Below are 20,873 nucleotides of genomic sequence, written 5' to 3' on the forward strand. Positions count from 1 at the left end.
GCTGCGCAAGCTGCGCCGGCTTTGCGTAGCGCGATTGGAAACGCTTTCTACCCACGCCACCACTTACTGCTGCTGCCGAGTCCTATTTTTCCACCTTCATTTCCTCGCCTTATGAAGAATCTACTGGTACCCACTGATTTTTCACCCACTGCGCACAATGCGTTTGAGTTGGCCCTGCAGGTAGCCCGGCGCACCGGCGGTCAGGTTACCCTCCTGCACGTAGTGGACCTGCCGGAATCGGCGCGGTTTGTTACCACCGGTGGCCTGGCGGGCGGGGGCGGCCTCAACGATGTGTACACGCTCAAGCTGTTGCAGGTAGTGAAGCGCCACATGCACGAGCTGATGGTCGAGGCCCAGCGCACTTTTCCCGGCGTGCCGGTGCAGGACCTGATTCATACCGCGGCCTTGGAAGACGCGGTGCTGGACACTATTCAGGAACGGCGCATCGACCTGGTGGTGATGGGTACCAAGGACCACCACGCCTGGCACCACGTGTTTACCGGTTCGCGCACCGAGCACGTAGTGCGGCTGGCTTCCTGTCCGGTTCTCACGGTCAAGCACCCGGCCCCGCACTTCGAAGTGCGGCACATTGTCTTTGCCTCCGATTTTTCGGCGGAGGCCGATCTGGCCATTGCCAGCTTGCGGCAGGTACAGGAGGTGTTTCCGGAAGCTTTACTGCACCTGCTCGACGTTGTATCGGACCCGGGGCAGCACGACAAGGCCATGCAGCGCATCCACCACTTCGCCGACCGTCATCAGCTAACCCATTATGAGCCCGACGTATTTGCGGCTCCCAGCGCCAGCGCCGGCATTCCGCGCTTTGCCGAGCAGGCTCATGCCGACCTGGTGGTAATGCTGACGCACGGCCGGGCCGGGCTGGCTCACCTGTTTCAGGGTAGCATTTCGGAGAGCGTGGCCCTGCATGCGGCCTCGCCGGTTCTTACCTTCCACGCGCACGCCTAGCCCTGACTCAGCTGCCAATCAAGGTATTAGCGGGTTACTTTTCGCTACAGAAGCCGCGGGCTTGGCCGGCTGACGAGCGAAATACGCGTTTCCCGCGCGCTAAATCAGTAGAAACCCGGGAGCTGAAACGGCTGGTCTGGTGTCTATCTTTCAGAACGAAATAAGTAAAGTTTTTCTTCTGCACTTCCAATATTCCCATGACCATTCCAACTGCTACCATTGATCTGCAACTGCACTTGGTGCCCGCTGGCTGCCGTCTCGACTTTCCCCGGCAGGCGGGCCGCTTTGCCTATGTGTACCGCCGCCAGGCCAACCAGGAGTGGAAGTGCATTGCCCACAATGCCTGCAGCCCCCACATCGACCGCGCCGTTCCTACTGGTAGCGGCCGCATCGACTACCTGGTCTGCTACTGCGACGCGGCCGGCACCATTACGGAAGCTACCCCGGTAGTGCACACCTATCCTACCCCGCTGGCTCATCTTACTCCGCCGGTAAGTACCCTGGCCCGGCCGGCCTAGCGCCTGCTACCCCAGCACAAAGCCCCGACGACCGAAGTCGCCGGGGCTTTGTGTGTATGGAAGAAAAGCCTGGCTTACAGATTCTTCAACCACACCTGGCGCAGGGCCAGCTGGGCGGCCGTAGCGGCGGGGTCCTGACTGAAGACGTAGCGCTTCACGTCCTCGGTGCTGCCCAGCTTCACGCGTATCGTTTGCTCCTGGCCGTTACGGCTGATGGTTAGGGGCAGCTCGGAGCCGGGCTGGCGGGTGGCTACCCGTCGCAGGGCCGTGAAGTCGTTGCGCACGCCGTCTACGGCCAGCAGCTGGTCGCCGACCTGCACACCGGCAGCTTGCAGCGGGCCGCCTACCCGGGTGAAGTACACATTGTTCTCACGTGGGGCCAGGCCCACCTGGCCCAGGCTGGCAACCTGTTTGCCGGTATGCACAATGGGCTCGTAGCGCACGCCCACTTTGCCGTAGTATTCCTGCAGGGGCAGGGGCTCGGCGTTCTGCACGTAGCGCTTAAAGAAGTCCCCAATTTCCGGGTACGTCAGGCGGGTGAAGTCCTGGAAGAAGTTTTTCTCGCTGATGGGCTTGTTGGGACCATACTGTTTGGCCAGTTCCAGCAGCACGTCGCGCAGGCCGCGCTTGCCCCCGCTCAGCTCCAGCAGGCGCAGATCCAGCAGGCCGGCCGTAAGGGCCCCACGCTGGTAAATATTGCCATATTGGCGCTGGCCTTCGTCGCTGAACGAATTCAGACCCAGGCGGCTCAGGCTGTAAGTGGTATCGGTGCGGGTCCGGTCGTACTGCACCTTGTCGTGCAGCATGCTCAGGTAGTCGTCCAGGGGCACCAGGCCGCCGCGCAGCTGCATCATGTGCGAGGCCCACTCGGTGGTGCCTTCATACAGCCACAGGTGCTCCGAGCCGGTGGGCTGCACGAAGTTGAACTGCTCAATTACCTCGGAGTGGATGTTGAGCGGCGTCATGACGTGGAAAAACTCATGGGCCGCAATGTCTACTACGCCCTGCGCCGACTCAGGCGTCAGGGGCTGCTCCAGCAGCACATACTCCGAGCTGTAGGAATGCTCCCAGGCCCCGGCCGAGCGGTCGGCGAAGTGGTAGAGGAAGGCGTAGCGCTGCACCGGCAGCTGCCCCCCGAAAAAGCTCTGGGCAGCATTCAGCATTTTCTGCATGTAGCCCAGCAAGGGTTCGGCCTGCACTTTATCGGTAGCGGAGTAGCAATACAGGGCCACGTCGGCGTTGCCAAGCTTGGTGCTGGCTTCCGTCAGGCGGCCCAGCAGAATGGGCGAGTCCACGGCGTGGTCGTAGTTCTGCAGGTGGTAGTACCCCTCCTTGTCGGCCTGCAGCACCGAGCCGGCCTTCCAGCCGCTGGGGTACTCCAGCTTCAGGCGTAGGGGCTTATCCTGCATGCCTTGGGGGTAGCCCAGCAGGGTTTGGCCGTTGAGCAGGGCGTGGTCGGTTTCCAGCGAAGAGCCGCACATGCGGTAGATGCTGTGCTCCTTAACCGGCGTATCCCAGGTTTCGGCAATGGTATAGCGGATTTCGCGGGTTTTTTCGGGCTGGCTGAGCTGCCACTGATTGGTAGACACCTGCTTGGCCTCCAATGGCTTGCCTTTGTCATCAAAGGCCTGGAAGTTGCTTACGAAGCGGCCCATGTCCATGACCTGGTAGGTGCCGGGCGCGGTGGCGGCAAACTGATAGGTTGCCTGGTCTTTCTTGAGCTTGGGCAGTTGCAGCTTCACCTGAAAGGCGTTGCTGTTTGCGGCCGGGTCCATGCTCACGGTGTACGTCAGCTCGCGGGGGGCTTTGGCCAGCACCGGCGCAGCCAGGGCCAGCAGGGCAGCTACGGCAGCCGGACGAAAAATGGAGGTCATGCGGGAGAAAATGGAGAAATGAAAAAGGAACGTGGGCTACTGACGCGCAACGTAGCGGGCGGTTGCGCAAGGCCCCGCGAAGCTACTGGTTTGCGGCCGACTACCCCGGCGGCGCCAACTCAACATAACCTCCCGGCCCTAATGCAGTACACAAGAGCCAGCCTCTGCTGAGTTTCTCGCTTCATTTCCTTTCTGCCATGCACACGCCCACCCCCGATACCAACCCCACCCAACTGCTGCGCTACCGCCTGCAGATTCCTACCCTCACCGACGCCGACAGCATTGGGCGGGCCCGGCAACTCCTGATGAGCCTGGGCCTGATAGTGGACCGCATAGAAGCCGGCGAAGCAGAAGTAGCCGTGGTAGCCGCCACCGAGAATCCTAGTCCGGAAGGCATCCGGCAGGCCTTGACCAAGGGCGGTTTTACAGTGCAGGACATTACGGCCGAGGGCAGCTAAGCTACCCGGGACCCGTAGCCGCAATGCTGCTCGCTCACTCCGGCAAACTTCGCATGCTTACCAGGCACTAGCCGTTGGCGGCGCGCTGATGGCTTACTGCTTTCCTGCGTCAGGTAGTCTATTTCCGGTTTAGATGCCGCGCACTTGCCGGTTTATGAGCCTGGCGCACCCAGCCCCAAAAAACCTTTCCAGCCCCGAGCAGTATTTTATCAGTATTGTTGTACCTAACCCTGGTAGTGGGTACCAGGGTAATAGTAGGTTTTGCAGTCTGTTTTCTTGTGCCTGACTTTTTTGACTCTGTGCTCTTTTCAGCCGAAGTGGGGAACACTTTCCCGCTCGATGAGTTGTTGCAGGGCTTGTTTGAAGTTTCGCTGACGGGCATTGCGCTGTACAAACCCATCTATAACAGCGCAGGCGGCGAGGAAATTGTGGATTTCACCATTGAGTTGCTCAGCCCCAAAGCCCAGCAGATTCTGGGGCTGCCGGCCCGGCCTACCGAAACCTACCTGCAGCTTTACCCCCATACTCTGCCCACCGGCGTGTTCGACTTTCACTGCCGGGCCTTTACCTCGGGGCAGCTGGAGCGCTTCAGCGTTAATTACCAGGGCGACGGGCTCGATAACTACTTTCACCTCTCGGCCCGGCGGGTAGGCAGCGGCCTGCTGGTTAGCTTCACCGATACGGCCGACCAGTCGCGCACGGCAGTGGAGCAAGCCCTGCGCGCCAGCCAGGCCCGGGAGCAGGCCGCCCGCACCGAGGCCGAAACCCAGCGCAACCGCCTGCACCACCTGTTTATGCAGGCCCCGGCCATGATTACCATTTTTGAGGGCTCGGAGCACGTTTTCAGACTCGTGAACCCGCTTTACCAGGCACTCGTCGGGAAGCGGCCTTTACTGGGCAAGCCCATCCGGGAAGCCATGCCCGAGCTGGCCGGGCAGCCCATATTTGACTTGCTCGACGAGGTGTACCGCACCGGCGAAACCTTCCATGCCACCGAAATGCAGGTACAGCTCGACCACGACAATACCGGCGGCCTGGGCCAGCGCTACTACAACTTCATTTACCAGGCTACCCGCAACTTGGCCGGCGCCGTGGATGGCATTCTGGTATTTGCCTACGAGGTGACGGAGCAAGTAACAGCCCGCCGCCGCGTGGAGCTAAGCGAAATGCAGCTGGGCGAGGCCAACGAAGAACTGGCCGCCACCAACGAGGAACTAACGGCCACCAACGAGGAGCTGCAATCGGCCAACCTCGAGATTCTGACCACCAACAATGAGCTGGAGCGCCGCGTGGCGGACCGCACCCGGGAGGCGCAGCAGGCCCAGGCCGAGGCCGAGCGCCAACGCGCCCGCCTGGAGCGGTTTTTTATGCAGGCCCCGGCCGCTATTTGCGTACTGGATGGCCCGGAGCTTGTCTTTGAGCTGGTGAACCCTGGGTATCAGGAGCTGTTTCCGGGGCGCGAGCTGCTGGGCAAACCCATTCTGGAAGCCCTACCCGAAATTGCGCACCACAGCGTGTACCGCACCTTCCGGCAGGTGTACGAAACGGGCGTTACGCACCAGGAAACCAGCATCCATATTCCGGTGGCCCGGCCCGAGGACGGGCAGCTGGAGGACCGGTACTTCACCTATATTCAGCAGCCCCGCTACGATGAGCGGGGCCGCATTGATGGGGTGCTGGTGTTTGCCTACGAAGTGACGGACCTGGTGCGGGCCCGCCGCCACGTGGAGCACAGCGAGCTGGCCTTCCGGACCCTGACCAACGCCATTTCCAACCTGGTCTGGACGACTACCCCCACCGGTGAGGCCGAGTACCACAACGAGCAGTGGTACGCTTACACTGGCGGCACCCCGGCCCAGACGAATGGTCAGGGCTGGATGTCCTTTTTTCATCCCCAGGACCTGCCCCTGATGCAACAGCATTGGCGTGCGGCCCTGGCTACCGGCAACCCCTACCAGGTAGAGGCGCGCCTGCGCCGGGCCGATGGGGCCTACCGCTGGTTTCTGGTGCGGGCCCTGGCCCTACGCGATGAAAACGGCCAGCCCCTGCGCTGGTTCGGCACCAACACCGACATTCACCAGCAGAAAGAGCTGGCCGAAGCCCTGGCCCTGGCCAGTAAAAAGCTCGCTACCTCCAACAAGGAGTTGCGGGAAGCCAACGCCAAGGCCCTGGCCGCCAACCTGCAACTAGGCCACACCAACGAACAGCTGACCCGCATCAATCAGGACCTGGATAACTTTGTGTACACGGCCTCCCACGACTTGCAGCAGCCGGTGCACAACATGGCCGGCGTGTTTGAGGAGCTCAAGCGCACGGCCACCTTCCACGACCCCGACGCCGAGCGCCTCATGCAGATGTTTGAGGATGCCCTGGGGCAGATTCAGGCCACCATTCAGGGCCTGGCGCAGGTAGTGCAGGCCGAGCGGCTGGCCCAGCGCTTCCCCACCGAAGTTGTGGAGTTGCAGCCCCTGGCCCAGAGCGTGATGCAGAGCCTGCGCAGCCAGGCCGAGGCCCAACAGGCGCAGTTTGAGCTGGATTTCGCCTCCGTGCCGCGGGTCGTGTTTGCCCGCCTTAACCTGCAGAGCATCCTGTATAACCTACTCAGCAACGCCCTCAAGTACGCCCACCCCGACCGGCCGCCCGTAGTGCGGGTTTCCTCCCGGATAACGGCCGCGGGCAGCCCCCTGCTAGTGGTGCAAGACAACGGCCTGGGGCTGGATCTGGCGCGGTTCGGCCCCGATTTGTTTACCATGTTCCGGCGCTTTCATGACCACGTGCCGGGCTCGGGGCTGGGTCTTTACCTGGTAAACCGTATTGCTCAGCAGGCCGGAGGCCACGTAGAAGTTAGCAGCACGGTGGGCCAGGGTACCACCTTCCGCATCCACCTGCCCGCCTCGGCGCTGCCCACTGAGTAGACGCGGCCAGCCGCCCTACCCCCACCGAGCCAAGAACTTAAGCAGAGGAGGTTGGGTAGCGAGACAATAAACGTCATGCCTAGTGTGCTGCGCCCGCAGCATAAGAGCAGCAGTTCGCAGGCTGAGTACGGCCGACATGCTGAGCGCAGGCGAAGTATCTCTACCGCTGGCTGATTAATTAGAGGTGACAACGAAGCGGTAGGGATGCTTCGACAAGCAGAGACTAGATCAAGCAGAACAGGTACTCTTGCAACGTCATTGCCCCGTTAGCAGGCCCGGAGCTGCGTCTTAGGCTAGCAGGACAGCTTTTGTGCACCTGGCACCGTCGTCGTCACCAGGCGCGCCGCCTCGGGTGCCTTGGCAGCCGACAACAGGTTATTTTTCAGCATGAAACGAGCGTCCTGCTTAGGCTTGTCCTGGGCTGGACGCTCGTTGCTTTAATTCTAGAATTTTGGGCCTACTCCCGGCTCCCGGCCGGAGCGGGGCAGCACGGTTCTTTTGGTTTGCTACCGGTCCTTGAGCGGGTCGTGGCCCCAGTTCATGAGGGAGTAGCGCCACCGCGAGGTTTCTACCTCGTTCTGGTTTTGGGGGCCCTGGGCCAGGTGGCGGCTGACGTAGCTGTGCACCTTGTGCATGTGCTGTTCGTCGGCCTCGGTGAGGTCGGCCTTTTTCTTGCGCAAAATCTCCACAATTCGCTCCCCGGAGTGGTGCCCGATGCTGGTGCCGTCGCCGCTGTCCTGCCCCACAGACTGGGATTCTTCGGTTTTAAGCCACTTCTCAATTTCAGCGGCAGTCATGTTCACGTCGCGCTTGAACTCCGCATAGACCTCGGCGCTGGGGGTGGATTTGGTTGGCATGGCTTAGGATGGAGGGTGAAAGCACGGAAAATACGAGCCGGTGTTGCCCGGCTGCCTCCGTCTCAACGGCAACCCGAGCCGAACAGTTACCTAGGCTACCCAGCCAGGCAAGCAAGCGGGCAACTGCCAGCCCCAGCAGAAGGCCCTGCTTAAGCGCCAGTTGCGCACCCACAGCAAGGCGTTCTGCTGAGGCAGCGCAGTTTTTCCGCGCCCTGACTTGGGGCGCGGTTAATTTGTGGGCTGATCTTCGGTACTGTTCCGTAAGGGTAGGCCCTCCTCTTTCTGGCCGTTGATGAGAAACTTGCGCAGGCGGTTGATGTGCTTCTTGATTTCGTTAAGCTTTTCCTCCTGCTGCGCGCTCCAGAGGCCCTCCCCGCGCACAGCCATGCTGGTTAGCAGGTTTTTGCGCTCCTCCATCATGCGCAGGGCCACCCACAGGGTTTCCTCCATGGCATGCTGGGTTTTCTCCAGCAGGGCATCGGCCGTAAAGGAGTGGCCGGTGTGGCAGCGGTAGCGCAACATTTTGCCTTGCCGAAGCTCCCAGAGAGTTCCGCCGCAGTCGGGGCAGGTGAGCGGCACTTGCTGGCCCAGCTGGTCTACTTCATAGGTTTGTCCCACAACACGTTCGGCAATTGAGGCTTCCAATCTTAAATCTTCCGGCACAGAGGCCTCGACAAGCGGGCGGCTGGGCATTCCTACCAGTTCCAGTAGCAGGCGGCCCATCATATCCAGCGGCACTACGTAGTCGACATCGGTTCCGTGCAGGGCGCTTTCGGGCATGCTCGGGAACTCCGCGTCGTGGGGGTCCTGCACCACGGCTGTGCCGCCGCAGCGCTTAATAAAGTCAAGGCCGGCGGTGCCATCGTGCAGCATGCCAGTAAGCACCACCCCAATTACGTTGGGCCCATGGTGCACGGCCGCCGACCGGAACAGGGCGTCGGCGGCGGGGCGGTAGTTGTTTTCGCGCGGGCCTTTGGTTACCAGCAGATAGTCGTCTTTCACCAGCATATGCCGGTCGGGCGGGGCCAAGTAGAGCGTGCCGGCCTCGAGCGGCATGTTGTTTACAGCCAGCTGGCAGCGTAGGTCGGTATGGTGGTTGAGGCGGTTTACTAGGGGCTCGCCCGTGGAGTCGGGCGAGAGGTGTTGCACTACCAGCACGGCGGCGGGCAGGGAGGCAGGTAACTGCTCTACCAACTGGGTAAGGGCTGGCATACCGCCCGCAGAGGTTCCAATTACAATGAGGTGAGCAGGAAAACTAGTCACGGGCCAGAAGGGAGAGGAAGAAGGATAAGTGCGGGCTAACGCCCGTAGGTACAGCCTGCTGTACGCAGCCAAAGCCAGTCAGTCTCTGGTTGAGCTTCGTTTTCTCTCATAAACTCTCGGATCGAAACGCCGGGCAAGCGGGTTATATTGGATAGCTTTACCTCAGGCAGCCCGTCATGTTGGGCGGCCACTTAGTGGCGGCCGCACTCAAGCCGCTACCTCTTTCCCTTTCCTCATGACTCCAGATTTTCGCCCGAACCCGGAAGCCCACCTCCCTTCTGCGGCGCCGGCTACCCCCACGAATGGCGCCGGACAGCTCCCCACGGCGGAACAGCCCAGCCCAAAAACTTCCAAACTTGGGGCCGCTACCCTGAAATTTCCGGTAGTTGCTATGGGCGGCTCGGCGGGCTCATTGGAGGCGTTTGAGCGGTTTTTTGGGGCCATGCCCACCACCAGCGGTATGGCGTTCGTGGTGGTGATGCACCTGCTGCCCAACCACGACGGCGACCTGGCCGGCGTGTTGCAGCGCTACACCGACATGCCCGTGGTAGAAGTAGCCGACGGAATGCAGGTGCAGCCCAATACCGTGTACGTTATTCCGCCCAACTGGGACCTGAGCCTGCTGCACGGCACGCTGCTGCTGCTACCGCCTACTCAGGCGCCGGCCCTGCGCCAGCCCATTGATTTTTTTCTGCAAAGCCTGGCCAAGGATGCGCGTGAGCAGGCCATCTGCGTGATTTTCTCGGGCCTGGGCTCCGATGGCAGCACCGGCCTGAAGCTGGTGATGGAAAACTACGGCATGGTGATGGTGCAGGAGCCCAAAACGGCCCTTTACGACTCCATGCCCCGGGCGGCGCTGGCCACCGAGTTCGTGGATTTTGTGCTGCCCCCGGAACAGATGCCCGCCAAGCTGCTCGACTACGTGGAGCGGCCCCTGCTTGCGCGCCCTTCCCGGGGCGACGTCTACGACGAGCCAACGACCATGCCCGCCCACGCGCTGCAGAAAATTTTCTTGCTTATCCGGGCTCAAACGGGCCACGACTTCAGCTTTTACAAGCGCAACACGGTGTTCCGGCGCATTGAGCGGCGCATGAACGCCCACCAGATCAAGGAGTTCGGCCACTACGTGCGCTACCTCCAGGAAAATCCCCAGGAAGTGGAAAGCCTGTTCAAGGAATTGCTGATTGGGGTGACCAAGTTCTTCCGCGACTCGGACGCCTTCGAGAGCCTGAAAGTCCACCTCCGGACCCTGGTTCAGGCGCGGGAGTCGGGCTCTACCATTCGGGTGTGGGCCCCGGGCTGCTCCACCGGCGAGGAGGCCTACTCCCTGGCCATGACTCTGCTGGAGTGCCTGGATGAGGTGGACCCCAGCCGCCACCTCAAAATTCAGCTGTTTGCCACCGACATCTCGCCCGAGGGCGTCAGCTTCGCCCGCCAGGGCCTCTACTCCAACAACATCACGGCCGACGTGAACCCGGAGCGGCTGCAACGCTTCTTCTACAAGGAAAACGACCACTACCAGATTCGGAAGGAGGTGCGCGATTTGGTGGTGTTTGCCCTGCACAACATCCACAAGGATGCGCCCTTCACCAAGCTGGACTTGCTTTGCTGCCGCAACCTGCTGATTTACCTGAGCGCGGAGCTGCAAAAAAGCCTGCTGCCGGTGTTCCACTACTCCCTGAACCCCGGCGGACTGCTGTTTCTGGGGCCCAGCGAAAACATTACCGGCTCCCAGGACCTGTTTCAGCCCCTGGATTTGAAGTGGAAGATTTCGCGCCGCAACGACTCGCCTACTGCCTTTCCTCGCCTGACGAATTTTCCCTTCGCCCTGGCCCCCCACCCTACCCTGGCTCCGGCCCCGCCCGCCCTTATGTCTTCTGCCACTTCTACTCGCCGCCAGGGCGGGGCGTTTGCCTCCCTGGTCCAGACGGTGCTGCTGCGCACCTATGCCCCGCCGGCCGTGGTGGTCAACCCCAAGGGCGAAATTCTCTACATCCACGGCCGTACGGGCCGCTACCTGGAGCCGGCCCCCGGCCTGAGCGGCATGAACCTGTTTGAAATGGCCCGCGAGGACCTGGCCTACGAGCTGAGCGCGGCCGTGCACCGCGCCGCCGAGACCCACGAGGAAGTAACCGTGGACAACGCCCGCCTGCAAACCGACAGCGGCCAGCAGCTGGTGCGCCTTACCATCAAGCCCCTCGATGAACCCAGCACCCTCTCGGGCCTGCTGCTGGTGGTGTTTGAGGAGCAGCCTACCCCCCGCCGCATGCGCAAAGCGGGCCGCCCCGGCCCCGACCTGACCCGCGACGAGGTGGTAGCCAACCTGGAAAAGGAGCTGCAGTACACCAAGTACCGCCTGCAAACCTCCCTGGAGGAAATGGAAAGCTCCCTGGAGGAGATGAAAAGCATCAACGAGGAGCTGCAGTCGGCCAACGAGGAGCTGCAAAGCACCAACGAGGAGGCCATGACCAACAAGGAGGAAATGCAGAGCCTGAACGAGGAGCTGATGACCCTGAACATGCAGTACATGGTGAAAACGGAGCAGCTCTCGGAGTCGGCCAACGACATGAAGAACCTGCTGGACGCCACCGAAATTGCTATCATCTTCCTCGACAACAGCATGACCATCAAGCGGTTTACGCCGCCCGTGGAGCGCATCATTCCCCTGGTTCCCACGGATGTGGGGCGCCCGCTCATGCACTTTGCCTCCAACCTGCGCTATGAGCACCTGCTGCGCGACGTGCGCCAGGTGCTGGAACGCCTCACCAGCGTTTCAACCAACATCCAAACCGTTTCGGGCGAGTGGTACACCATGCGCATTCTGCCCTACCGCACCCTGGACAACTACATCAGCGGGGCCGTCATCACCTTCACCGACGTGACGGGAATGAAAGTGCTGGAAAACCAGCTTCAGGAAGCCGCCCGCCTTGCCGAAAGCGTGGTGGAAACGGTGCGGGAGCCCCTGCTGGTGCTCGATGGCGACCTGCGCGTGGTAACGGCCAGCCCGTCTTTCCTGCAGGCGTTCCGCCTAACGGCCCCCGAGGTGCAGGGCCAGCCGCTGGCCTCCCTGAGCAACGGTGCCTGGGACAACCCAGGCCTGGAGCGCCACTTGCAGGCGTTGCTGGCCCCAGCCATTCTCACGGAAACCGCCACTGAGGCCGCCTTCGACTCTTACGTGCTGGAGGCCCAGTTTCCGGAGCTGGGCCGGCGCCGGCTGGTGCTCTACGGGCGGGCCATTCTGCGCGGCGGCCACCAAACCAACCGGCTGCTGCTGGGCATAGAAACCTTGGAGGTAGTAGCCTGATTTTCTGGCGGGTAGCCCTGGCCAGCAAGCGTCCTGCTGGCGGCTGCCGGCCCAGAACGTTCCCTATTCTTTTGCGTAGCTCCTCGGAGCGTACCTGCTTTACGCGCTGCCAGTGTTATGAATGAACTTGAGCCGGGGTTAAACCACCACCCAATTGACGTGCCTGCCGCCCTGCGCGACCTCCGGGCCCGGGCCGAGCGGCGGGCGCTGGTAACCCACAGCCTTGCGCCGGATGCCTCCCCGGAAATGCACCGGCTGGTGCAGGACCTGCAAACCCACCAGATAGAGCTGGAAATGCAGTACGAGGAATTGCTGCTGGCCCAGGCTACTGCCGAGGCTTCCCGGGCTCAGTACGTTGACCTCTACGACTTTGCGCCGGTAGGCTACTGCACCCTGGCCCCCGATAGTACCCTGACCCAGCTGAACCTGCAGGCCTGCCAGCTGCTGGGGCTGGTGCGCCAGCAGCTGCTGGGGCGGCGGCTGGCTTTGTTTGTGGTCCCGTCGTACCGCCACCAGTTTGCCGAGTTTGTGGAGCGCATCCAGCAGCACCAAGCGCGCCAAGTGCTGGCCGTGGAGATGCGTCACTACGACGGGAACATCTTGTTTGTGCGGCTGGAAGGGGTAGCCATTCCTGATGTCGGGGGCAACCAGCTCTGCCGCCTGGCCCTGATTGATATTACCGAGCAGCGCCAGGCCCGCCGGGAGTTGGAGCTTAGCGAGCGGCGCTTCCGCATCCTCTTCGACCAGAGCCAGGATGGCATGCTGCTCATGCGCGACAACCGCTTCGTGGACTGCAACCCCGCCACGCTGCGTTTGCTGGGCCTCATCGAAAAAAGCCAGCTGATTGGGCAGCATGCCGCCGCGTTTTCGCCGGAACGGCAGCCCGATGGCCAGCTGTCCTTTACCCTGGCCCAGCAGTACTGGGAGCACGCCCTTCGCTGGGGGCACGCCCGTTTTGAGTGGTGCCGCTACCGCAGCAACGGGGAGCAGTTCTGGGAAGACGTCCTGCTCACGGCCATTCCCGAAACCGACGGCCACGTGGTGCACGCCTCCTGGCGCGATATTACGGCGGAAAAGGAAAGCCCCCGGCTAATGCGGGAAAGTGAGGAGCAGCTGCAAATGGCCCTGACAGCCTCGGAGGCCGGCGTATGGACCATTGAGTACGTCACCAGTGAAATAACCTGGAACGAGCGGGCCCGCAGCATTTGCGGCCAGCCCGAGGCACCCTCCCCCGCCCCGCTTCAATTCCTGCAGCAAGCCATTCACCCCGATGACCGGGAAGCAGTAGCGGCCCACCTGCACCGGGCCGCCACCGAGGAGGTGCCCCTGGATCTAGAGCACCGCCTCATCTGGCCCGATGGCAGCATCCGCTACGTCTCGGCCTTCGGGAAAGTTATGCGCGAGCTAGGCCGGCCCACCCGCTTTGTGGGCCTCATGCGCGACATTACCACGCGGCGGGTGGCGGAGGAGGAACTAGGCTACAAAAACCGTTTGCTTTCCCACATTCTGCAAAACCTGCCCATCATTCTTAGCCAGATTAAGCCTGATGGTCATTTTCTGAGCGTGGAAGGCGAGGGCCTGCGCCGCATTGGCATTCAGGACAATGAATTGGTGGGGCATTCCCTGACCGATGCCTTCCCCTCCCTGGCCAAACCGGCCAACGAGCTGCTCTCCGGCCGGGCCGTGCGGTTCCTGGATCGGGCCGAGTACGAAGGCAAGCCGGTTTTCTTCCTCAACTATGGCTTCTTTGATGCCCTGCGCCAGCAAGCCGTTCTGCTCGGCATCGACGTGACAGAGTCGGAGGAGCAGCGCGAAAAGTTGCAGGCCGAGAAGGAGTTTACCAAAAGGCTGCTCGATAACACCATCGACTGCGTTATCGCCCTGGATACCGACCTGCGGGTAACGGCCTGGAACAACAGGGTAGCCGCCGTTATGGGCCAGCCGGAGGCGGAGGTGCTGGGTCTGCCCTTCGAAAACGCCCTACCCGGCATGGCCGAGGACCCCGAAATCAGGGACCTGGTGCACCGGGCCCTGGCCGGGGAGCCCGTGGCCTACGCCAACTGGCCCTGGCGCCACCAGCCCATCATCATGGACCTGAACGTAATTCCGCTGCACCAGCAGGGAGTACTGTCGGGCGTGCTCATCCTGGCCCGCGACGTAACCGAGCGTAACGCCCTGCAAGCCGAAGCAACCCGTCTGAAGCTGCGCCAGCAGCAGGAGGTGCTGTCGGCCATTCTGACCACCCAGGAGGAGGAGCGCCGGCGTATTTCCGAGAGCCTGCACAACGGCGTGGGCCAGCTGCTCTACGCCACCCGCCTGAACCTGGAAAACCTGCCTTCCACTGAGCAAACGCGTACCAGCCTGCACCTGCTCAGTGAGGCCATTCGGGCTACCCGGGACATTTCCTTTGAGCTGACCCCGAGTATTCTGGAAGATTTCGGGCTGGAGCTGGCCCTGCGCGAGCTGGTCAAGCGAATCCCGGCCCATTCCCTAACCATAGACCTGAATCTTTCCGGCCTGGAAAAACCACTGCCCCGCTCCCTGGAAACCACCGTGTACCGCAGCGTGCAGGAGTTGCTCAACAACGTAATGAAGCATGCGGGCGCCCAGGAGGTGTTTGTGCAGGTAGCCCGCGAGGACGGCCAGGTGCACGTGAGCGTGGAAGACGACGGCCGCGGCTTTGAGGCAGAAGTTATAGACCCCGCCAAGGGCATAGGCCTGGCCGGCATCCGGACGCGGGTGGGGCTGCTGGGTGGCACTTTCGCGGTGCAGTCGAGGCCGGGCCAGGGCACCAGCATCACGCTTACTTTCCCGGTTAGCTAAGCCGGGCCCGAGCTAACCGGGCTGAGGTACGCGTTTCGCCTACCCCTTTCTGGCCCGTCCTAACCAAAGCGGCCCTACCCGGTGGATACCAGAGGTAGGGCCGCTCTGTACTTATCGGGCTGCGGGGCAGGCAAATCTATTTCTCGCTGGGCTTGGCTTGTTGGTGCAGGTTGGCGGCCACCAGGTTATCAGGAATGACGTTGCTGATGGCCACTTGTACTTTGTTCATAAAGCCGGAAACCACTTTGTCTTTGCCCGCCATCAGGGCTTCGTAACCATCTTTGGCTACACTGGCGGGGTCGGCGCGGTGGCCTTCCTTCACCAGCTTGGCTTCGGTCATGTCGGCCTTGTTGAAGAAGTCCGTGTCGGTTACGCCGGGCAGTAGGGCCGTGATGGTCACGTTGGTTTCCTTGGTTTCTTCCCGGATGGCCTCGGTAAAGGAAGTGACGAAAGCTTTGGTGCCGTGGTACACCGACTGCAGCGGCCCCGGCAGCTCGCCGCCAATGGAGGACACCTGCAGGATTTTCCCCTCGTTGCGGGCCACCATTTCCTGGAGGAATTTCTTGGTGAGCACCACGTAGGCGCCAATGTTGAGCTGAATAATTTCCAGCTCCCGGTTGATGTCGGTTTCGATAAACTCCCCGTACTGGCCCTGCCCGGCGTTGTTTACCAGCACATCTACCTGAATTCCCTTGGCTTTCACGGCCTCGTACACGGCAAAGGGCGCTTCGGGCCGGAACAGGTCCTGGGCAATGGTTTCCACCGTCACGCCATACTGCTGGCGGAACTCAGCGGCGGTTTGCTCCAGCTCCTGCTCGTTGCGGGCCACGATAACCAGGTTGTAGTGGTCTTGGGCAAAAAGCTTGGCCAGCTCGTAGCCAATGCCGCTGGTGGCCCCCGTGATAAGAGCATACTGTTGGTTGTTGTTCATAGCAGTTAGAAGGTCAGAAGGCTACTAATGAGGCGTTTACTCTGCTTACGCGGGCAATACCCTGCGGTTAGCAAATCCCCTGATTATGTACTCCTTCCGCAACGTGCAACCCTACAACTGGTAAATACGGAGTGGAAAATGGGGGTTTTCCGGGCCGGGAAATCCGTAGAAACCCGGGACCCTAAGGGGGCAGCGGCACGTTTAGGCAGCTATCCAACGGATACTTCTGCACACCACCACCGCTATGACTGCACTCACTTCTACGCTTCTTCTGCAACTCCACCTCGTGCCAGCTGGGCGGCGGCTGGATTTCCCGACCACTACCAGCAGCTTTGCTTACGTGTACCGCCGCTGCCAGCACCACGGCTGGCAGTGCGTGGCCCGCAACGCCTGCAGCCCCTTCCTCGATACTACCTCCCTGGAGCCGGAAGCAGCCCCCGAATACGTCATCCGCTACCGCGACGCAAGCGGGGCTACCCTCGGCGTTACGTCCGTAGTGCAGGCCCACCCGGCAGGTCTTCCGGCCCGCCCCAATTGGGTTAGCCTGCGCTAACCAGTAGGCAAGGTAGCCGAGGGCTGTTCTATATAAGTACCTCCAGCGCTAAAAGCGGAGCCTTGCTTGAAAACGAGTATTTCAAGCAAGGCTCCGCTTTTAGGCAACTGATACGCGAGGCTACTGGCGGGTTATGGTGGCGGTAGTCTGGTAGCTACCTTGTTGCACCCGCAGGCAATACACGCCCGGGGGCAGTTGGCTTACCTCCGAAAGGGCAACCACCGCCGCGCCCTGGGCCACATCCAAGGTGCGGCTGAGCACGGCCCGGCCCAGGGCATCGGTGCAGGTAATGCTGGCTTTGCCGGCGGCCGGGCTTTGAATCTGTAGATTAACTACCTCGGCAAAGGGGTTGGGCCAGGCCTGCAGCACCAACGCCGGCTGCGCGGCCCCCGGGGCCACCTTTACCACGGATGAGTACGTTTCTTTACCATCCAGGTCAACCTGCTTCAGGCGGTAATACAGGGTAGCGGCGGGGTGCGGCAGCGTTTCGTCGAGCCACCGGTAGTTGGTTAGGGCCGTAGTTGTACCGCGGCCGGCCACCGTGCCCGCGCGGCGGAAAACGGCCCCATCCGTACTGATCTGCACTTCGAAGTAGGCATTTGCGGCTTCCCAAACCGTAGTCCAGCGCAGCAGCACGGCCTCGCGCTGGCGGAGCGCGGTGAAGCTGGCCAGCCCCACGGGCAGGGGCGCGGTGCTGTTGCTGGCCTCCACCGCCCCAATGTTGCCGGCTACCCCCTGCGGGGGAGTGGCCGAGCCGAAGAAGTCACGGAGTCCGGGCCACAGATTAAATTCACTGATCAGGTTCAGGCCCTGCCCGATAACGGAGGAGCCGGCTTGCAGCTTGTACGCATCCCAGGAGGACTGCATGCGTTTGCTGGAGGTAGAGTTCAGGGTTCCGCCAGCGCCCGGGCTTATGAAGTTGGGAGCCTGGTTTAGGCCCACGGCCCGGGTCCCAATCATTTCCTGGCCCGTGGCGCCCTGCCAGCTGCTGAGGCTGGTGAAGGCGCTTGCGCCCCACGCAATGGAAAGCGGCGTATCAGGCCCGCCCCAGTAGCAATTGCCCTGTAACTGCAGGTTGGCCGTGCTCAGAACCTGCACCTGCCGAACGCCAGCAGTCGTCTGGAAGATGTTGTTACGAACGGTAATGCCGCTCACGCCGGCGCTGGACAGATAAAACGCTTTGGCCTGCGAATTATCGGTGGCGGGCGTCACGTACACCGTGTTGTTGTGAATGGCCGCGCGCTGAATCCCGCCGTTGGCCCCCGATGACCACAGCATAATGGCTCCCTGTCCGTAGCGTCGGGCATCGTTTTCACTGATGTTATAGCGAATGGTCAAGTCGTGCATGGGCGGCGCCCCGTCGAACTGCGCTAGTAGGTAGCCGGCGCCGTCGTTGTCGTGGGAGTAGTTGTACTGCAGCACTGAGTTGGTGCACCCCCCGTCCAGGTCGAAGCCGCCGCCATCGTGGGCCAGGCCCGAGCGGTTGTGGTGCGACTCGCAGTCCTGAATAACTAGGTTGTTGCAGAGCCAGCCCCAAATACCAACCGGGCCGCCGCCGGGGTTGCTGTTCAACCAGCCGTTATTGTAGGCTTCGCAGCGCTCCACTACGGCCCCATCAATGCCGGCCAGCACAATGCCATTGCCGGTATGAGTGGTCGTAACGTCCTGGCGACCCGCGTTATCGTAGGCGCGGCAGTTGCTCACGTACCAGTTGTTGTGGCTAAGCTGGGGGTAGTAGCTGTAGGATGAAACGCCGGCTTCTCCGTTGGCATGCGCCTGGCAGTTAGTGATGCGCACGTCGTCGTAGCCGCTGCTGGGGCTGGAGCTGCCCAGAATAATGCCGGCCTTCAGGTAGCCGCTCACGTCCAAGCTATCCAGCACCAGGTGGCGCAGCCGCACATTGGCTAGGGCAGTGGTGAAGATTACGCCTGAGTTTGTGTTGGTTAGGCGGCCGGAGCCCACAAACCGAAGTCGGCGTAATTCAATTCCGGCTACATCGGGAGCATAAAAGCCGAAGTCGTGGCCGCTGCTGATGGTAGCCACTCCCCGCCCATAGGAGCTTACCACAATGGGGGCAGCCGCGCTACCGGCGCTTTGCAGCCACAAGGAACCCGTAAACGTTGCCCCAGCCTGGAACAGGATACGGTCGCCGGGCTGGAAGCGGGCGGCATTTACCCGGGTCAGGGTTTGCCAGGCTGCGGTAGCCGTGGTACCAGTCGCGGCGTCATCACCGGCCGGACTAATATAGTACGTTGTTGCCCGCGCCGTGGAGGCGCCTACCGCCCAAGAAACAATTACAAGTAGATAGAGTACAATTTTAATCCGCATCGCAAAGCCGTCTAGTACACGGATGCAATACTATAAAAAGTATATAAGTATAAAAATATGAATGTTTTACAAAGATTTATAACGCTATTGCGGGCGTAAGACAGTAAAAATTTACAAAATGATAACTAGAAGCCTACCAATCGTATGTCGTCATTATTCAAAGTTTTTTGCGAAGAATAATCACAGTTTCTGCTTCGCTTATTTTAACAGCTCAAGTATGCTTTTATAAAGAACACACTTGTCCCTTATCATGGCCAGTGTTCCTTTGGCAGTAGCGTGACATATGCACCCTTGTAGCCTAGACCATCATTATATGCGTCTGTCTATCACTTTGCCGTCAAGCCCTGAGATGGTAGCACGTAAAACGGAAGGCTGGCCGTAGCAACGCTACCTTGGCCGTCAAATACATGCACGGAGAGGCGGTAGGCGCCAGGGCGTTGCGGAGTGCGCAATACGGCCCGCTGACTGTTAGCAGCAAGCACGACATCCCTGACAGCATCCGAGGGAGTCGCTAGACTACTTTCTCGGGTATCATTTGCCTCCGCTTTGAGAATAATATCAGGAAATACTTCCCATACTGTTCGCAGGGAGTCGTTTTCCGGGTCAGTTGTAGCCAATTGCACCACATACTCGGTTTGTGGTAGCAGTTGGTTGTTGTGAGAGCCGTTTGCGGTAAGCCACAAGTCGCTGATATTGGGGGCCCGATTGCGCGGGGCTCGGCCAGACCAAAGCTCCTGCATTACGTCGACTACCGCCGTTTTCTCACCAGTAGGCGCAAACAAGCTAAACCAGGTAGGTGTATATTCAAATTTATTGCCCCAAAAGAACACATAGGATCCTAAACAAGCTGCGCGGTCACCCAGCACGGTTTTCAAGTACCGCTGCCGAATAAAGGCAGCCTGTTGAGTACTATTTTGCTCTTTTGCCGCCTGCCAGCTTGTAACAGGAGACTCCCAGTAACCACGAGCCCCAAACTCAGTTACCAGATAAGGGGTAGAACCGTCAATCTTTTCTAGCCGCTCTCCCAAATCCAGCAAGTTGCCGAAGGCATTGAAACTGATAAAGTCAATAGCAGGGCACAAGCTCTTTATCTGCTTTAGGCGCACAACAGAGCTGGTCAGGGTGGTGGTAACTGGGTGATATGGATCCAGCTCGTGAATCATGCGGGCAATGTCATTGACGGAGCGAAAAACCTGCGGAGTAGCGGATTCTAAATCAAGCTCATTGCCAACGTCCCAAGCGAGTAAGGCTGGGTGGTAACGGTATTGCAATACCTGCCGTCGCAAGTTTTCTTTCTGCCGGGCTACTTGCTCCTTATCGTAATAGTCAAATTTCTTTGATGCATGCTCCAGCCAGAGGCCGAGCATTACCGTCAGGCCGTGGCGGTGGGCTTCGTTCATGCGGTCGTCGGCGTAATCAGCCGACCACAACCGCACTGAGTTAGCCCCGGCTGCCTGGAGTTGGTCGTAATGATGAAGACCTGCTCCGCCCTTAATAAAGTACGGTTTACCGCCGCGCAGCAGCTGGTAGCCTTGGGCCGTGCGCACCACCTTGACTGGCACTACCCCAACCGGCGGATTTTCCGGTGAAAGCGGGGCCTTGTCTCGACACGCATCTAGCAGGCACAGAGCCAGAAGCGCACCTCCTATTCTTACGAATAAGTGTTGAAACAAGGAAAATTTGACGGGAGCAGGGTAACGCATCAAGGAATAAATGTATTGCTAAAAGATAAATTTTAATAAAAATCGTTAAAATTTCGAACTTTGCGTACAGGCAAACTCTTTAGGTCTGCATCTTGAGGTAGTAAAGTTGATGGCGTATGCGTGAGAATGTTCTTGAGATTGAGAAGCCAGGTGCCTTTGTGGAGCGGAAAGCTCCCAAGCCAGTTGCAGCGAAGCGGTCAACCTCAATGGGTGTGGTGATGCGGGAAGTGGCCGGCGTACGCCAGATGCGGGTATTGGTAGGGCTGGGAGTGGTTAGTTTGCTCTACTTTCTAGTGTGGTTTATCTCTTCTAAACCAATTGGCTACGCGCCGTTATTTTGGCTGCTGACCGTGTCGCTGGGCTTCAAGCTCCTGCGCATGCTG

Annotated in this window: 13 protein-coding genes and 1 pseudogene; 8 read left to right on the top strand and 6 right to left on the bottom strand. The window is 60.5% G+C overall.

Annotated elements, in window-relative coordinates; all coding sequences use genetic code 11:
• Nucleotides 1-111: 111 nt before the first annotated feature.
• Nucleotides 112-963 carry a universal stress protein gene (locus IEW18_RS18515; RefSeq protein WP_188559368.1) on the top strand — a complete coding sequence of 284 codons (852 nt, stop codon included), beginning with the start codon at nt 112-114 and terminating at the stop codon, nt 961-963.
• 197 nt (nt 964-1,160) lie between these two features.
• Nucleotides 1,161-1,481 carry a hypothetical protein gene (locus IEW18_RS18520; protein WP_188559369.1) on the top strand — a complete coding sequence of 107 codons (321 nt, stop codon included), beginning with the start codon at nt 1,161-1,163 and terminating at the stop codon, nt 1,479-1,481.
• Between the two features lie 74 nt (nt 1,482-1,555).
• On the opposite strand, the gene IEW18_RS18525 is transcribed toward IEW18_RS18520, so the two are convergent.
• Complete coding sequence (locus IEW18_RS18525) at nt 1,556-3,355, bottom strand: M61 family metallopeptidase (protein ID WP_188559370.1); 1,800 nt, start codon at nt 3,353-3,355, stop codon at nt 1,556-1,558.
• A 197-nt stretch (nt 3,356-3,552) separates the two neighbouring features.
• Here IEW18_RS18525 and IEW18_RS18530 point away from each other — a divergent pair, with 197 nt between their 5' ends.
• Nucleotides 3,553-3,813: a hypothetical protein gene (locus tag IEW18_RS18530; protein WP_188559371.1), complete on the top strand. Its 261-nt coding sequence runs from the start codon at nt 3,553-3,555 to the stop codon at nt 3,811-3,813.
• 299 nt (nt 3,814-4,112) lie between these two features.
• Nucleotides 4,113-6,728 (top strand): PAS domain-containing sensor histidine kinase, encoded by a 2,616-nt coding sequence (locus IEW18_RS18535; protein ID WP_188559372.1) that lies wholly within the window; start codon nt 4,113-4,115, stop codon nt 6,726-6,728.
• Between the two features lie 506 nt (nt 6,729-7,234).
• Here the strand turns inward: IEW18_RS18535 and IEW18_RS18540 are convergent.
• Nucleotides 7,235-7,585, bottom strand: coding sequence for a DUF3140 domain-containing protein (locus IEW18_RS18540; protein WP_188559373.1), 351 nt, complete (start codon nt 7,583-7,585; stop codon nt 7,235-7,237).
• A 228-nt stretch (nt 7,586-7,813) separates the two neighbouring features.
• Nucleotides 7,814-8,848 carry a chemotaxis protein CheB gene (locus tag IEW18_RS18545; RefSeq protein ID WP_229728839.1) on the bottom strand — a complete coding sequence of 345 codons (1,035 nt, stop codon included), beginning with the start codon at nt 8,846-8,848 and terminating at the stop codon, nt 7,814-7,816.
• Between the two features lie 235 nt (nt 8,849-9,083).
• On the opposite strand from IEW18_RS18545, the gene IEW18_RS18550 reads away from it, so the two are divergent.
• Both IEW18_RS18550 and IEW18_RS18555 read left to right on the top strand, forming a co-directional pair.
• Nucleotides 9,084-12,152 (top strand): CheR family methyltransferase, encoded by a 3,069-nt coding sequence (locus IEW18_RS18550; protein WP_188559375.1) that lies wholly within the window; start codon nt 9,084-9,086, stop codon nt 12,150-12,152.
• A 117-nt stretch (nt 12,153-12,269) separates the two neighbouring features.
• A complete protein-coding gene (locus IEW18_RS18555) occupies nt 12,270-14,975 on the top strand; it encodes a sensor histidine kinase (RefSeq protein WP_188559376.1) in 2,706 nt (901 codons plus the stop codon).
• A gap of 136 nt (nt 14,976-15,111) precedes the next feature.
• On the opposite strand, the gene IEW18_RS18560 is transcribed toward IEW18_RS18555, so the two are convergent.
• Nucleotides 15,112-15,906, bottom strand: a complete 795-nt coding sequence (locus tag IEW18_RS18560) for an SDR family NAD(P)-dependent oxidoreductase (RefSeq protein ID WP_188559377.1) — start codon at nt 15,904-15,906, stop codon at nt 15,112-15,114.
• A gap of 244 nt (nt 15,907-16,150) precedes the next feature.
• Between IEW18_RS18560 and IEW18_RS18565 the strand changes: the two genes are divergently transcribed.
• Nucleotides 16,151-16,459 (top strand): hypothetical protein, encoded by a 309-nt coding sequence (locus tag IEW18_RS18565; RefSeq protein WP_188559378.1) that lies wholly within the window; start codon nt 16,151-16,153, stop codon nt 16,457-16,459.
• Nucleotides 16,460-16,579: 120 nt separating this feature from the next.
• Here IEW18_RS18565 and IEW18_RS18570 read toward each other — a convergent pair whose 3' ends face one another.
• Both IEW18_RS18570 and IEW18_RS18575 read right to left on the bottom strand, forming a co-directional pair.
• On the bottom strand, nt 16,580-18,787 hold the full coding sequence (locus IEW18_RS18570) for a right-handed parallel beta-helix repeat-containing protein (protein ID WP_188559379.1): 2,208 nt from the start codon (nt 18,785-18,787) through the stop codon (nt 16,580-16,582).
• A gap of 326 nt (nt 18,788-19,113) precedes the next feature.
• Complete coding sequence (locus tag IEW18_RS18575; protein WP_229728841.1) at nt 19,114-20,490, bottom strand: glycoside hydrolase family 2 TIM barrel-domain containing protein; 1,377 nt, start codon at nt 20,488-20,490, stop codon at nt 19,114-19,116.
• Nucleotides 20,491-20,606: 116 nt separating this feature from the next.
• Here IEW18_RS18575 and IEW18_RS18580 point away from each other — a divergent pair.
• A pseudogene (locus IEW18_RS18580) lies at nt 20,607-20,873 on the top strand (hypothetical protein); the annotation flags it as partial.

This window comes from Hymenobacter glacieicola, from assembly GCF_014640315.1.
GTDB classification, from domain to species: Bacteria; Bacteroidota; Bacteroidia; order Cytophagales; family Hymenobacteraceae; genus Hymenobacter; species Hymenobacter glacieicola.

Bases quoted from the DNA above. Each gene is read 5' to 3' on its own strand.
- IEW18_RS18515 (WP_188559368.1), top strand. From the start codon at position 112: ATGAAGAATCTACTGGTACCCACTGATTTTTCACCCACTGCGCACAAT.
- IEW18_RS18520 (WP_188559369.1), top strand. From the start codon at position 1,161: ATGACCATTCCAACTGCTACCATTGATCTGCAACTGCACTTGGTGCCC.
- IEW18_RS18525 (WP_188559370.1), bottom strand. From the start codon at position 3,355: ATGACCTCCATTTTTCGTCCGGCTGCCGTAGCTGCCCTGCTGGCCCTG.
- IEW18_RS18530 (WP_188559371.1), top strand. From the start codon at position 3,553: ATGCACACGCCCACCCCCGATACCAACCCCACCCAACTGCTGCGCTAC.
- IEW18_RS18540 (WP_188559373.1), bottom strand. From the start codon at position 7,585: ATGCCAACCAAATCCACCCCCAGCGCCGAGGTCTATGCGGAGTTCAAG.
- IEW18_RS18550 (WP_188559375.1), top strand. From the start codon at position 9,084: ATGACTCCAGATTTTCGCCCGAACCCGGAAGCCCACCTCCCTTCTGCG.
- IEW18_RS18555 (WP_188559376.1), top strand. From the start codon at position 12,270: ATGAATGAACTTGAGCCGGGGTTAAACCACCACCCAATTGACGTGCCT.
- IEW18_RS18560 (WP_188559377.1), bottom strand. From the start codon at position 15,906: ATGAACAACAACCAACAGTATGCTCTTATCACGGGGGCCACCAGCGGC.
- IEW18_RS18565 (WP_188559378.1), top strand. From the start codon at position 16,151: ATGACTGCACTCACTTCTACGCTTCTTCTGCAACTCCACCTCGTGCCA.
- IEW18_RS18570 (WP_188559379.1), bottom strand. From the start codon at position 18,787: ATGCGGATTAAAATTGTACTCTATCTACTTGTAATTGTTTCTTGGGCG.
- IEW18_RS18575 (WP_229728841.1), bottom strand. From the start codon at position 20,490: ATGCGTTACCCTGCTCCCGTCAAATTTTCCTTGTTTCAACACTTATTC.